This window comes from Gemmatimonadota bacterium, assembly GCA_041390125.1.
Classification (GTDB): domain Bacteria; phylum Gemmatimonadota; class Gemmatimonadetes; order Longimicrobiales; family Gaopeijiaceae; genus JAGQIF01.
This window is the reverse complement of record JAWKQN010000009.1, coordinates 169,763-183,258: the sequence shown is the minus strand read 5'-3', so window position 1 is coordinate 183,258 and position 13,496 is coordinate 169,763. Positions and strand designations below refer to the sequence as shown.

Here is a 13,496-nt window from a genome sequence, read left to right as displayed (position 1 = left end):
CCTACAGGGGATGGGACCGCCGCTGCGCTTCGCGTCGAGGCGCTCGGGGAGGTCAGGTCAACGCGCGCCCTCGTCCGTCGCGGCCCGCGGGCGCTCGCCGTTGCCCGGCAGCGTCTCCAGCACCTGGCGCCACTGGAACTTCTCACCGATCCCGCGCACGTAGTAGTCCATCCAGGCCATCTCGCTCACCGACTTGACCAGGCGGTTGCGCGCGTCCGGGATGCCGTGGCTGAAGCCCGGGTAGAGGAACAGCTCCGTGGGCACGTCGAGCTTCTTCAGCGCCATGTGCAGCTCGATGGACTGCGGGCTGGGCACGCGTGGATCGCCCTGCACCACGTGCACCATGGTGGGCGTCTTGGCATTGGCGATGTACTTGAGCGGGGACTGGTCCCAGTAGGGATCGAAGTTCTCGTACATCAACTCGTCACCCAGGTAGAACTGACGGTTCCGTTGCACGTCGCTCTGGGCGTACATGCTGATCCAGTTCATGGTGCCCGCGCCGGAGCTGATGGCCTTGAAGCGGTCCGTGTGCGTGAGGATCCAGTTGGACCAGTGCCCGCCGGCGCTCCAGCCCAGCACGCCCATGCGGTCTTCGTCCACGATCCCTTCCGCGATCAGGTGATCGACACCGGTCATGATGTCGTCATACCCCTGCGGGAAGTAGTTCCCCACGATGGCCGTACGATGCGCGTTGCCATAGTTGGTCGAGCCGCGGTAGTTGGGCTTGAGGACCGCGTACCCCGCCCCCGCATAGGCCTGCGCGCCATAGCCGCCATTGAACCCGAGCACGTCCGCGGAGGCCGGGCCGCCGTGGATGGCCACGATCAGGGGATAGCGCTGCCCCTCCTGGTAGCCCACGGGCTTCACCAGCACACCCCCGACCTGCTTGCCGTCGGTGGAAGTCCAGGTGATCTCCTCTTCTTCGCCCAATGCGAAGTCACGGACCTGCGGGTTCACGTCGATCAGCTGCGTCCACTCCGCCCGGCGTGCCACCCGGTCGAGGCGCGCCACCGTGAACAGGGTGGGCGGGGTGCGCGGATCCTGGTAGTTGATCAGGAGGACGCCGGTATCCTCGTCCCGGTCGACGGACAGCGCGGCGCGCTCGTCCGTGACCTGACGCACCTCGTCCTTGGCCACATCCAGCGCGAAGAGCTGCCGCGTCGCCCGCCACCCCTCGTTGAAGTAGAGGGTCTTGGCGTCCTCGGACCAGAACGCGATCGAGACGTCCCCGTCGAACCCGCTCCCCAGCTTCCGGAACGGCGCGCCCGTCGCCCCGGTCTCGCGCAGGTACACACGATCGTTGCTCATCGTGTAGCGCGTGAGGTCGTCGGGCGCCGAGAAGGCCACCCAGCGGCTGTCGGGCGAGAAGGACGGTCCGTTCTCCCCCACTTCCTCATTGTCGGTGAGACGCTCGACCTGACCGGTGGCCACCTCCAGCAGGAACAGGTCCGCGTTGATGCCCTCCTCGGTGATGTTGCGCTCGTAGCGCTCCGCAGATCCGCCGCGGAAGCCCACCCAGCGGCTGTCGGGAGACACCTGGAAGCGATCCACCGAGATCGACGGGTCGCGGGTCAGCCGGTTGACGGCGCCGGAGGCGACGTCGATGGCCCACAGGCTGGACAGCGGCGTCTCGGCGTTCTGGATGTTGACCGTGAAGCCCTTCTCCCGTCGCAGCTCCTCGTCCTTGTCGCGCGCGTCGGGCGTGGTGAAGTAGATGCGCTTCCCGTCCGGAGCGAACGCCCACTGCTCCACGCCCGCTTCGGTCTCGGTCATCTTCTCCGCTTCGGCTTCGAAGACGGTGGCCATCGGCAGACGGTAGAGCTGCGCATCGAGCTCGCGGCCCGCGCGGTAGACGAGCCAGGCGCCGTCCGGGCTGAACGCGAAGTTGCCTACGCCGCCCTCGGCGTCCGTGATCTTGCGCGCCTCACCGCCGTCCGGTCGCATCAGATAGACCTGGTTGCGACGCCCTTCGCGGCCGTTCCCGCTGGCATCCCGGTCCGACAGGAAGGCGAACCAGGCGCCGTCGGGGGTCCAGGCGGGAGACTCCTCGTTCTTGTCTTCCGTGAAGGTGAGCTGCCGCTCGGACGGCAGTCCCTCCGCGAGGGAGACGAGGTGGATGTCGGATTGCTGCCGGTCCTCCTCCCAGTCGGGCGTGGTGACCGTGTACAGCAACCAGGCACCGTCGGGACTCGGCGCCCACGACCCGGCACGGTTGAGGTACTGCATGTCCAGGAAGGTCATGGGCCGCTGCTGGGCCTCCACCGGCGCCGGGCCGGCCAGGAGGACCGCGGAAGCCGCGGCCATCAGGAATCGCTTCATCGATGGTACGGGCATGGGTCTCTGGGATCGATGGGAAAGGCCCCCGGACACCGCGAGGGCCGGGCACGCCGGTGACACTCAGTTTAGCATGGGGCGAACGGCCCGGCACGCCGGTCGGACGGGCCTCCGGGGCCGGCCGTCGCTACAGGGCGCGGAACGGCTTGCGGGCCAGCAGGGCGATCCGGCGGCGCAGGAGTGGGACGGCCCCCTGGAGGGCGCGCTCCACCAGGGACAGCCCCGGCACGTGTGACTCCGCGTAGTAGGCCCGCTCCACGTCGAAGCCGGCCTCCGTCGCATAGCTCTTCAGCCGCGCCATGGACTTGTAGTCCACGTGGCTGATGTCGCGCTCGAGCAGGATCTCGTTGTTCTTGAGCACCTCGAGGATGTGCCCGCGGTGCGGGGTCCAGACGGCGAAGCGCCCCCCGGGCGCCAACAGGCGGAAGGCCTCCGCGAAGACCCGCGCCGAGTCGTCGGGATACAGGTGCTCGAAGAGGTCGGCCGCCAGCACCATGTCCCAGACCCCGGCGGGTAGCCCCGTGTCCCCACCGTCCGCGCACACGAAGCGGACGTTGTCGAAGGGCGCCTGCGCGAGCCGCTTCTCGCAGAGCTCGATGGACTTCTCGGAGAAGTCGACGCCCACGATCTCCTTCACCGCGGGCGCGAGCGCAAAGCAGAACGTGCCCCAGCCGCATCCCAGGTCCACGACGCGGTCCTCGGCCACGGGCCGATGGATCTCCAGCACCTTCCGGATGCGGTATTGCTGGAAGGGGCTGTCCAGGTCGGTCAGGTGCCCGGTACCGCCTTCGAAGTAGTCGGAGCGGTCGTAGTACTCCTTGCCGATGATCCGCTCGCTCACGCCCAGCGCTCCTTGGCGTCGGGCAGGCTGCGGTCCGGCACGCGCGCATCCCCTTCCCGCGCTCCGCTGGTCTCGTCGATCAGCTCCCGCAGGGCCGCCTCCAGCCGCTTGCGGGCCGCCGGCAGCGCCGCCTCCCGCGCGAGCCGATCCGCGTGTGCACCGAAGACGATGGGCGCCCCGTAGCGCAGACGGACACGGCAGCGGCGCGGTCGCTTGCTCCAGCGCGGCCATACGTCGTATGAGCCCGCGATCCCCACCGGGATGATGGGCACACCCGCCTTGAGCAGGACGCGGATCGTGCCTCGCCGCAGCGGTTGGAGCTGTCCGTCCCAGGAGCGCTCCCCTTCGGGGTAGATGCCGACGCCCTTCCCTTCCTCGATCAGCCGCAGCACGGTGCGGACCGCCTGCGCGTCCGTGCGGTAGCGCCGCACCGGGAAGGCGCCGATGCGGGGCAGCAGCCAACGCATCAGGCGACCGGTGAACTGCGTGCTCTTGGTCATGGAGTAGACCGGCCGGCGGCAGAGGGCCTGCACGATCAGCGGGTCGAGCACGCTCTGATGATTCGGGATCAGGAAGAAGGGGCCGTCCGCCGGGATGTGCTCGCGACCCTCCACGTCCACGCGCGCCAGGAGCGGCATCAACACCCACCGCATGAGGCGCTGCACGGGCGCGTACAGGGACGCACGCCAGGGCGGCACGGAGGACGGGAAGCGCTCGCTCATGCCGCCACGATCCGGGGCTGGAACTCCACGATCTCCAGGCCCTCGCGCGCATAGGCCTGCACGAGCAGCGTCCGCAGCAGGTCCTCCCACCGGAACGGCGAGTCGGCCACGAAGCGGAACTGGACGACCGGACCGTCCTGCGGCGAGATCTGCAGCGCCGCGGAGCTGGTCTGGACGGCCTTGAGGCCGCGCAGCCGCCAGTGCTCCTCGGTCGGCTCGTCCGCGGGCCGGAAGGTCAGCGCGTCGTCCGTGATGGTCAGCACGCCGGGGACGGGATCGCTCATCCGTTCGATATACCCCAGCAGGCGCCCTTCGTGCACGACGGCGTCTTCGGACAGCGCCCGGGTCACCCGGACATCGGCGCTGTACTCCACCGTGCCGTCCGCGCGCCGGGCCACCGACAGCGAGCCGCCCTGGCGCTCGATGTCTCCCACCAGGGTCTGGACCAGCGCGTTCTCGACGCGCCCCTCGCGGTCGAGGATGCGGATGCGCCTGCCCTCGCGGACCCGCACGTACGTGCGGCCGCACGAGGGACACAGCGCGCGGTCCCGCTCCCCTGTGGTCGGGTCGGCGCCGCACCGCGGACAGCGATAGAGCAGATGATGGAGCGCCAAGGCGCGCTACCCTCGGGGTCTGGGCCGGCCGCTCAGAGCCGGCCGAAGAGGTCCATCAGGCGGAGCTGCCATACCCTCCAGACGGCCTCGCGCACGATGCGCTTGGACATCTTGGATTCGCCCTCCGCCCGCTCGGTGAAGATCACCGGAATCTCGCAGACACGGAACCCCTTCCGCCACGCTCGGAGCTTGAGCTCGATCTGGAACGTGTAGCCCGTGGACTGGATGCGGTCGACGTCGATGGCTTCGAGCACCTCCCGCTTGAAGCAGTTGAATCCGCCCGTGGCGTCGGATAGCGGAAGTCTCGTTATGACACGAGCATACAGACTTCCAAAGAGAGAAAGCATGAGGCGCGAGAGCGGCCAGTTGACCACCGCCACCCGCCCGCCCACGTACCGGGAGCCCACGATCACGTCGCACTCGGCGGACTTGGCGATGAACGCCGGGATCTGATCCGCCGGATGCGAGAGATCGGCGTCCATCTCGAAGAACAGCGCGAAATCTCGCTCGAGGCCCCACTTGAAGCCGGCGATGTACGCCTGGCCCAACCCGCCCTTCCCTTCCCGGTGCAGCACGTGGATCCGGGGGTTGTCGCGTGCGAGGCGGTCCGCCTCCTGCCCGGTGCCGTCGGGGGAGTTGTCGTCGACGATCAGGACGTGCACGCGCGGGTCCTGCCCCGCCACGAGCGGGACGACCATCGACACGTTGCGACGCTCGTTGTAGGTCGGGATGACGACCAGGAACCGCTCGTCACCATTCCCGTGCGTGCCGCCGTTGCCGCTCATGACGCCTCTCCCGCCACCGCCCTCGCCTCCCGCAGCACCCCTCCGCCCAACGCCAGCGCGGCCACGACCTCCACGAGCGTGAGCCACACGCGGGACAGCGCGGCGACGGCCACCGCCCCCGCCCCCAGGAACGGGCTGAGCAAGGCCACCAGGACGCCTTCCCGCACTCCGATGCCCGCGGGAGCGAACAGGGCCAGGTAGCCGAGCAGCCAGGAGGCCACGAAGCCCGACGCCGTCGGCACCCAGGGAACGTCCACGCCGAAGGCGCTCGCGAACACCACGAAGGCGACCCCGTAGGCGATCCAGTTGAGCGCATACGCGGCCGCCCACCGAAGCCCGAACGTGGGGCCCGGCACCTGGGGCGTCTCCCGGGCGCGGAGCACGCGCGACCAGAGGGCCAGGGCCTTCTCCATGAAGCTCCTCGAGAGCGTGAGCAGGATGCCGAGCGCGACCGCTCCCAGCACCCACGGCGCCAGCGTGCGTTCCGCGCCGTCCGCCCCGAAGAGCGCCACCGCGCCGACGAGCGCTGCGCCGGCCAGGGAGAGCGCCTGCCCCAGAACGGCGGCCGACGTCGCCACGGTGGGCGGGACGCCGGCCCGCCCGGCGAGCCACGCCAGGCCCAGGATCTGCCAGACCTTGCCCGGAACGTAGCGGCCCAGATTGGCCACGAGGTAGATCCCGATGCCCCGGCGGTGTCCCAGTCCGCCTCCGCCCAGCTCCCGCACCATGCCGCCCCAGAGCGCGCCGGAGAGCGCGTAGGCCGCAGCCAGGAGGAGGGACGAGAGGACGAGCGGGCCCGCCTGCGGTCGCCACCAGCGCGGGTCGAGGTCGCGCACGGCGCCGAGGGAGAGGCCGAGCCGGTCGAGGATGAACCACGTCACCAGCACGGTGGCACCGAGCTGGAGGACGCGCACCAGGAGACGGCGGGACCTGGAGCCGGTCCCGGCGCGGACGTTCCTGCTCACGCGGCCGACTCGCCGTCCCCGCTCCGGCCGCGGCGCAGCGCCGGCCACACCAGCGCCACCCCCAGCAGGAGAAGCGAGACCAGGCTCAGCAGGAAGGGTCCACGCAGCGAAGCCGTGTCGTAGTACATCTCGACCGTGCTCTCCCCGGCCGGGACGGGCACGGCCCGCAGCGTGTGATAGGCACGGAGCACCGGTGCCGCCTGCCCATCCACGCGCGCGCTCCACGCCGGATACCAGTTGTCGGCCACGACCAGCAGGGCCTCGCGGTCGGAGCGCACCCGGAGCGTCATCGCGTTGATCCCGCGCGTCTCCCAGGTCACCTCCCCCTGCACCGGTCCGCCCGGAAGCGGCCGGGGCGGCGTCTCGGGCAGCACCACCTGCGTGGTCGGGTCGAACGCGGGCGACATCATGTACGCCACGGCCTGATCGTCCGGCTGGATGACCGCATCCGCGACCAGACGCGCCCTCGGCAGATCGTTCCAGGGGTAGACCGCCTCGTAGATCCGCCCGTCCTGCAGCTGGGTGGCCGCCAGGGGCTGGACGCCCTCCATGGGCGGGCCGCCCAGCTGCGCCTGCGGCCACAGCAGGTACCGCACGTTGAGGAGGCGCAGCAGCGTGGGATTGGCCAACAGGTTCTCGGGGCGCCCGCTGCCCTGCATCCCGATCAGCTCACGGTAGCGGGCCAGGTCATTGGGATGATGCCCCGCGGCCAGCTCCAGCCCGTAGAGCGCCGGCTTGACGTCCTGCCCGATCGGAGGCGCGAGCGAGAGCAGGCGCCATGGGTCCGTCGCCGATTCCTGTCCCTCGAGGAAGCGCATGTTCGGATCGGGAGCCGCCCACGTCCGCACGTCGAAGGTCGTGATGAACGTGTCGTCGATGCGGATGGCGTCGATGCCCACGAGCAGCGCGAGGCCGGCGATCAGGCCCCCGGCCGACACGCGCGCGTCCCGGTACAGCACCATCAAGCCCGCGGAGAGGCCCGCGAGCACCGTGGAGACGGCGAAGCCTCGCACCAGGTAGGGCTGCAGCCGGGTCAGGCGGTCGATGCGGCCCGGGTCGGCCTGCGGGTAGACCACGGCCAACCAGAAGGATTGCAGGATCCCGGACGCGGCCAGCACGGTCAGCAGACCCAACAGGCCCACGAGCCCCCACATCCAGCGCTGCACGCCCTTCCAGCGCAGCCCGTCGGGCGCGAGCAGCGCGTCCAGGCCCAGGCCGGCCAGGGTGACCGCCGCGAAGCCGGTCAGGAACACCACCATGTCCGGCGCGCGGAACAACGAGATGCCCGGGACGACCTCGTAGAACACGCGCCAGACCGGCGTGTGGGTACCGAGCCCGTAGAGGAACGCCACGGTCCCGATCCCGAAGAGCGTCCAGTGCACCACACCCCGAGCACGGACCAGCAGACCGACGCCGGCAAGCAGCAGCACCACGACGCCGAAGTAGGGATGACCGAGCTTGATGGGATTGCGACCCCAGTAGGTCCCGCTCGCCCAGTCCGCGCCGTCCGCGACGCCGTTGCCGACGAACTCCGGCGCGAGGAAGCCCAGCGCCTCCTCCGGATGCAGGGAATAGCTGCTGGAGTACGCCACGCCCTCGACGTCGGAGGTGGCGGCCGTCGTCGTGGCGGTGCGCCGCGACGACTCGGTCACGTAGTCCACGGCCGGCAGGAGCTGGACCGCCGCGACGCCCGCCCCGAGAAGCGCGGCCCCGAGGAACAGCAGCGCCCGCCGCCCGGCCGCGGCTCCCTCCCCCACCCGCGCCGCCGCGGCGGTGCGCACGATCATGTACACACCCAGGGCGCCGAACAGGAAATACGCCATCTGGAAATGCGTGGACAGGATGACGACGCCCACGGTGCCCGCCAGGGCGGCGAACCAACGCGCACCGCCACCCGTCAGCACGCGCTCCGCCGCCCAGAACGCCAACGGCGTCAGCGCGGTGACGAACAGCTTGCCGTCGTGGCCGGGATACACGAGGGACACCATGAACGGCGCCATCAGGTAGGCCAGGCCGGCCACCAGGGCGGCGGGACGGCCCGACCCGAGCGCCCGGAGCCAGCCGTACATGAACAGACCGGCCAGGAAGACGTGCACGACCAGCTTCCACCCGAGCGCCCGGTACGGCTCCACGAACAGAAGCAGCAGCGAGGTCGGATACAGCGAGTCACCCCCTGCCAGGGATTCGAGGAAGGGCGTCCCACCCAGGATCAGCGGATTCCAGAACGGGAAGGTGCCGGCCCGCAGCGCCTCGGCATAGAACAACCGGGCGGCGTATCCCAACGAGAGCGTGTCGGACCCGTACAGCATGTCCGACGAAAAGATGAAGGCCCGGAACAGCACCAGCGTCGCCACGGCGTAGACCGCCGCGGGCACCCAACGCGGCCAGGTGCCGGGCGCGGCCGGATGCGCCGCCGCGGGGGCGGTCTTCGCGGACGTGCGGGCAGCTCGTTTGGCCATGCGTCGGGCTCCGTCAGCTCGGGTGCGCCGCGCTCCAGGCGCGGCCGCGCGCGCGGCGCAGGAGATCCTGGTACACCTCGATGTGGCGCTCGGCCAGGCGGCGGTTGCTCCACTGCTCTTCCACGCGACGGCGCGCCCGCCTGCCCAGGTCGGCCAGGTCCGGGCGGGCCAACAGCTCCAGCACCACGCGCGCGAGGTCCTCGGGGTCGGCGGGCTCGAAGAGGCCGCCCACCTCGTCATCGACGATCTCGGGCAGACCGCCGACGCGCGAGGCCGCGACCGGGCGCTCGCACGCCATGCTCTCCAGCGCGGCCACCGAGGTGGCCTCCATCAGGGACGGGAAGACGGCCAGCTCGGCGGAGCACAGGAGCGCGGGCATGTCCGCGTTGACCTGCCGCCCCAGGAAGCGCACGCGTTCGGCCACCCCCAGCTCCCGCGCCAGCGCTTCCAGGCGCTCGCGCTCGGGCCCATCCCCCACCAGGAGCGCTTCCACGTCGGCGCCGCGCGCGATGTGCGGCAGGGCCCGGATGAAGTACTCGACGCCATTCTTGGGGAAGAGTCGCCGCGGCACGACGAGGCGGCGGCGTGCTCCCGGGGGGAACGCCGGCTTGACCGGCTTGAAGAGGTCCGTCTCCACCCCGTTCGTGAGTGGCTCGACCCGCACGCCGGGCGCCAGGGACTCCGCGACCGCAGCGATCTCCGAGCTGGCCGCGAAGACGTGGTGGGGGGCGGTCACGACGCGGCGCAGGACGGGCTGCCAGGCCGGCTTCTGCGCGCGCACCAGGAAGTGGGACGTGTGCAGCGTGGCCACCAGGGGCGTGTTCTGACCGCGCACGCCCCAGGCACAGGGAGGGACGGACTGGAAGGCCTGGGCGTGCACCACGTCGGCCCGGTAGGCGAGCTTGCGCGTGGTCGGTAGGGAACCCAGCGCGTGGAGGATCCAGCCGGCCGGGTTGCGGGCCGGGAACCAGGTGCGGTGGACCTCGATCCCCTCCATGACCTCGTAGGGGGGCGCTTCGGGAAGCGACCGCGACGTCACCACGCTCACGGAGTGGCCGGCGCGCACGAGGGCGCGGCAGAGGTAGTAGACGTGGCTCTCGAGCCCGCCCACCTCCGGCGGGAAGTAGACGCAGTGCATCAGGACGTTCATGGCGCCCGCCACTCCTGCAGACGCCGCGGCGTCCCGGCCAGACCGGCGATCAACGCATCGGCGATGCGCTCGCCGGCACGCCCGTCCCCGTACGGGTTCGACGTGACGCGTGCTGCCCCCTTCCCGCTCAACAGGCGGGCCGCCTCTCGCTCGATGCGCTGGGCATCGGTCCCGACGAGCGTCGCTACGCCCGCCCGCACGCCCTCGGGTCGCTCCGTCACGTCGCGAAGCACGAGCACCGGGGTCCCGAACGTGGGAGCCTCCTCCTGGATGCCTCCGGAGTCGGTGAGCACCAGGCGGGCGCGCTCGAGCACCCGCACCAGGTCCACGTACCCGAGCGGCTCGGTCAGGTGGATCCGCGGATGGTCGGCCAGCAGCTCCTGGGCGGGTCCGCGGACGTTCGGATTGGGGTGCACGGGGTAGAGCAGGTCGATCTCCGGATGCGCATCCACGATGCGGCGCACCGCGCCGAACACGGCGCGCAGCGGCTCCCCGAACGCCTCGCGTCGATGCGCGGTGAGCAGGACCAGCCGTCGCCCCGACGCCAGCAGCGCACGTACGCGGGGATGGGTGGCGGTCCGGTCGGAGGCCGAGACCTGGCGCAGCGCATCCACGACCGTGTTGCCGGTCACGAAGACCTGGTCGGGAGGCACGTCCTCGGCGAGCAGGTTGTTGCGCGCCCCGGCCGTGGGCGCAAAGTAGAAGTCCGTGACCACGTCCGTCAGACGGCGGAAGATCTCCTCCGGCCAGGGCGCCCACTTGTCGTGGCTGCGCAGACCGGCTTCCACGTGGCCCACCCGCACGCGCTCGAAGAACGCGACCAGTGCCCCGAAGAAGACCGTGGCCGTGTCGCCCTGGACGACCAGCGCGTCGGGCCGCACCTCCTGGACCACGCGCCGCAGTCCGGCCAGACATCCGTCCGCGACGTCGTAGAGGGTCTGCCCGTCCCGCATCAGCTCCAGGTCGTACGCCGGCGCGTAGCCGAACACCTCCAGGACCTGGTCCACCATGTCGGTGTGTTGACCGGTGAGCGCGACGGTCACGTCCACCTCGTCCGCACGCGCCTCGAGCGCGGAGATGACGGGCGCCATCTTGATCGCTTCCGGGCGCGTGCCCACGACCGCGAGGACGCGCGGCCGCGCAGCGCCTGCGCTCACGGCCGGCCCTCCGACCCCGGGCGCAGCGTCCGGTCGAGGTCCCGTTTGACCCGCTCCAGCTCCGTCCGGAGCTGGGCGATCATCTCCGACACGAGGCCGAAGCCCAGCAGCAGGAAGCCCACCGTCTCCAGGAGGATGACCAGGTAGAGCAGCGGCCGGAACCCCTGCCCCATGACGAAGCGCAGGTAGAACGCCACCAGCGCGACGGTCAGGCCCAGACCCACGAGCACCAGGCCGCTGACCCCGAACAGGATGAGTGGCTTGCGCGAGAACAGCAGCAGGAACCAGACGGACACGAGGTCCAGCAGACCCACGATGACCCGGAACGGCCCCCGGTACTTGGATTCGCCCGCCCGCCGGGGGTGGAGGGTCACGTCGATCTCGCTGACGCTGTAGCCGCGCGCGTAGGCCATCACCACGAAGAACCGATGCCAATCGTGGCGCAACGGGATCTCGGTCAGCACTTCCCGCCGGAAGGCCTTCATGGAGTTGAGATCCTGGACCGGCACCCGGAAGATCCAGCGGCTGAGACGGTTGTAGACGGAGGACACCGCCCGCTTGTCGTACGCGCCGATCTTACGGCCGGTCACGATGTCCCAGCCCTCGTCGATCTTCTCCAGGAAGCGGGGGATCTCGTCCGGCGTGTGCTGCAGGTCGGCATCGAAGAGGACGAGCACCGAGCGCTCCGTGGCCTCGGCCGCCGTGACCATGGCTTCGGTCTTCCCGCGGTTCACCCGATGGCGAAGCACCCGGAAGTTGGGCCAGCCGGCGGCCTCGCGTTCGGCGAGCTCGGCAGTCCCGTCGGACGACCCGTCGTCTACGAGGAGGACCTCACCATCCAGCTCGTGCGCGGCGAACGCGGCCTTGAGCTCGCGGACGAGGTCGGGGATGACGGCCGCCTCGTTGTAGGCGGGCACCACGACCGCGAAGTCGTGTCGGCGCACGTCCGGGCTCAGACCCGCTTCCGCATCCGCGCGGGGAGGATCCCGAGCTGGTCGCGGTACTTGGCCACGGTACGACGCGCGATCTTCACCCCGTCCGACTTGAGCAGGTTCACGATGGTCTGATCCGTGAGCGGCTTCTTGGGATCTTCCTCGTCCACCAGCTTCTTGATCTTCGCCTTCACGCCGCGGGCGGAGATGTCCTCACCCGTGGCGGTAGAGAGGCCGCTGGAGAAGAAGAACTTGAGGGAATACACGCCGCGAGGCGTCTGCACGAACTTCTCGTTGGTCACCCGGGAGACGGTGGACTCGTGCATGTCGATATGCTCGGCCACCTCGCGCAGGGTGAGCGGCTTCAGGTGTTGCACGCCCTTGTCGAAGAACGCCCGCTGCCGGTCCACGATGTAGTTCATGACCTTGAGCATCGTCTGACGACGTTGCTCGATGGCCTGGATCATCCAGTTGGCCGAGTTCAGCTTGGAGGAGATGAACTCCTTGTTCTCCCCCTTGAACTGGTTCTTGTCGCGGGCCACCTCCCGGTACGCCTGCGAGATCCGCAGACGCGGCAGGCTGGTGTCGTTCACGAACACCATGTACTCCCCGTCGATCTCCTCCACGATCAGGTCCGGGATGACGTAGTGATCGGGTGCGGCCGAGTACTTGAGGCCCGGCTTGGGGTCGAGCTTGGAGATCTCGTCCGCGGCGTCCTGCACCTCCTTGGGCGAGATGGACAGCGTCTTGGCGATGTCCGACCACCGGTGGTTCAGCAGGTCGTCGAAGTGGTGCTCCACGATCTTCGCGGCGAGCGTATCCTGCTCCCCCAGCTGACGGAGCTGGATCAGGATGGACTCACGCAGGTCGCGCGCGGCCACGCCGGGCGGATCGAAGTTCTGGATGACCTTGAGGACGCTCTCGGCGTCCTCGACCGTGTAGGGGTGGAAGATCTCGTCCAGAAGCGCCAGCTCGTTGCGATACTCGATCTCGTCCTCGTCCGCGAGGCCGGCGATGCGATCCCGGGAGACGGCGCGGGCTTCGTCCAGCCAATCGTTGACGCCGGTGACGACCTGGTCCAGACCACAGGAGAGGGAGCCGTCATCGTCGATGTTGCCGATGATCTCCTCGCCCATGCGCATGTCGCGCTCGGCGAGGTCGGAGTGCCGCAGCTGCTCGAAGAGGTGGTCCTGGAGGTCCTGGGAGGCCACGGGCGTGGGCTGGAAGAACTCGCGCTGCTCGTATTGCTGGCGCCGCCCCCCCACGTCGAAGCCGTCCAGGAGGATCTCCTCCCAGTCCATCTCGTCTTCGTCCTTCTCCTCCTTGCCCTCCTCCGTGACCTCGACGTCCTCCTCGACGTCGGCCTCCTGCATCTCCAGGAAGGGGTTCTCGGCCATCTCGGTCTTGAGATGCTGCTGCAGGTCCAGCAGGGGCATGTAGAGCAACTCCATCGCCTGGTACAGGCGAGGGTTGATCTTCATCTCCTGCTTGAGCTGCGCGCTCTGGTACAGCTTCGTATTGAAAGCCATGGCCTGCC

General features: G+C 69.8%; 11 protein-coding genes. All 11 read right to left on the bottom strand.

Annotation, left to right across the window (positions count from 1 at the left end):
• Nucleotides 1–57: 57 nt before the first annotated feature.
• On the bottom strand, nucleotides 58–2,319 hold the full coding sequence (locus R3E98_11345) for a S9 family peptidase (GenBank protein MEZ4424001.1): 2,262 nt from the start codon (nucleotides 2,317–2,319) through the stop codon (nucleotides 58–60).
• 142 nt (nucleotides 2,320–2,461) lie between these two features.
• On the bottom strand, nucleotides 2,462–3,175 hold the full coding sequence (locus R3E98_11340; GenBank protein MEZ4424000.1) for a methyltransferase domain-containing protein: 714 nt from the start codon (nucleotides 3,173–3,175) through the stop codon (nucleotides 2,462–2,464).
• Entirely contained in the window at nucleotides 3,172–3,897 is a 726-nt protein-coding gene (locus R3E98_11335) for a lysophospholipid acyltransferase family protein (GenBank protein ID MEZ4423999.1), read from the bottom strand. The genes R3E98_11340 and R3E98_11335 overlap by 4 nt, the downstream gene beginning before the upstream one ends.
• Nucleotides 3,894–4,511 (bottom strand): hypothetical protein, encoded by a 618-nt coding sequence (locus R3E98_11330; GenBank protein ID MEZ4423998.1) that lies wholly within the window; start codon nucleotides 4,509–4,511, stop codon nucleotides 3,894–3,896. The genes R3E98_11335 and R3E98_11330 overlap by 4 nt, the downstream gene beginning before the upstream one ends.
• Nucleotides 4,512–4,543: 32 nt before the next feature.
• Nucleotides 4,544–5,296, bottom strand: coding sequence for a polyprenol monophosphomannose synthase (locus R3E98_11325; GenBank protein MEZ4423997.1), 753 nt, complete (start codon nucleotides 5,294–5,296; stop codon nucleotides 4,544–4,546).
• The gene (locus R3E98_11320; GenBank protein MEZ4423996.1) at nucleotides 5,293–6,261 is read right to left on the bottom strand and encodes a lysylphosphatidylglycerol synthase domain-containing protein; all 969 of its coding nucleotides are present in this window, start codon (nucleotides 6,259–6,261) and stop codon (nucleotides 5,293–5,295) included. The genes R3E98_11325 and R3E98_11320 overlap by 4 nt, the downstream gene beginning before the upstream one ends.
• The gene (locus R3E98_11315) at nucleotides 6,258–8,720 is read right to left on the bottom strand and encodes a hypothetical protein (GenBank protein ID MEZ4423995.1); all 2,463 of its coding nucleotides are present in this window, start codon (nucleotides 8,718–8,720) and stop codon (nucleotides 6,258–6,260) included. The genes R3E98_11320 and R3E98_11315 overlap by 4 nt, the downstream gene beginning before the upstream one ends.
• Nucleotides 8,721–8,733: 13 nt before the next feature.
• Entirely contained in the window at nucleotides 8,734–9,870 is a 1,137-nt protein-coding gene (locus R3E98_11310; GenBank protein MEZ4423994.1) for a glycosyltransferase family 4 protein, read from the bottom strand.
• Entirely contained in the window at nucleotides 9,867–11,027 is a 1,161-nt protein-coding gene (wecB, locus tag R3E98_11305; GenBank protein MEZ4423993.1) for a UDP-N-acetylglucosamine 2-epimerase (non-hydrolyzing), read from the bottom strand. The genes R3E98_11310 and wecB overlap by 4 nt, the downstream gene beginning before the upstream one ends.
• Nucleotides 11,024–11,971, bottom strand: coding sequence for a glycosyltransferase (locus tag R3E98_11300; protein MEZ4423992.1), 948 nt, complete (start codon nucleotides 11,969–11,971; stop codon nucleotides 11,024–11,026). Before R3E98_11300 ends, wecB begins: the two co-directional genes overlap by 4 nt.
• A gap of 8 nt (nucleotides 11,972–11,979) precedes the next feature.
• Nucleotides 11,980–13,488 (bottom strand): RNA polymerase factor sigma-54, encoded by a 1,509-nt coding sequence (rpoN, locus tag R3E98_11295; GenBank protein MEZ4423991.1) that lies wholly within the window; start codon nucleotides 13,486–13,488, stop codon nucleotides 11,980–11,982.
• Nucleotides 13,489–13,496 lie beyond the last annotated feature (8 nt).

Coding starts and splice junctions, on each gene's coding strand:
- R3E98_11325 (MEZ4423997.1), bottom strand. CDS start 5,296: ATGAGCGGCAACGGCGGCACGCACGGGAATGGTGACGAGCGGTTCCTG.
- R3E98_11310 (MEZ4423994.1), bottom strand. CDS start 9,870: ATGAACGTCCTGATGCACTGCGTCTACTTCCCGCCGGAGGTGGGCGGG.
- rpoN (MEZ4423991.1), bottom strand. CDS start 13,488: ATGGCTTTCAATACGAAGCTGTACCAGAGCGCGCAGCTCAAGCAGGAG.
- R3E98_11345 (MEZ4424001.1), bottom strand. CDS start 2,319: ATGAAGCGATTCCTGATGGCCGCGGCTTCCGCGGTCCTCCTGGCCGGC.
- R3E98_11315 (MEZ4423995.1), bottom strand. CDS start 8,720: ATGGCCAAACGAGCTGCCCGCACGTCCGCGAAGACCGCCCCCGCGGCG.
- R3E98_11335 (MEZ4423999.1), bottom strand. CDS start 3,897: ATGAGCGAGCGCTTCCCGTCCTCCGTGCCGCCCTGGCGTGCGTCCCTG.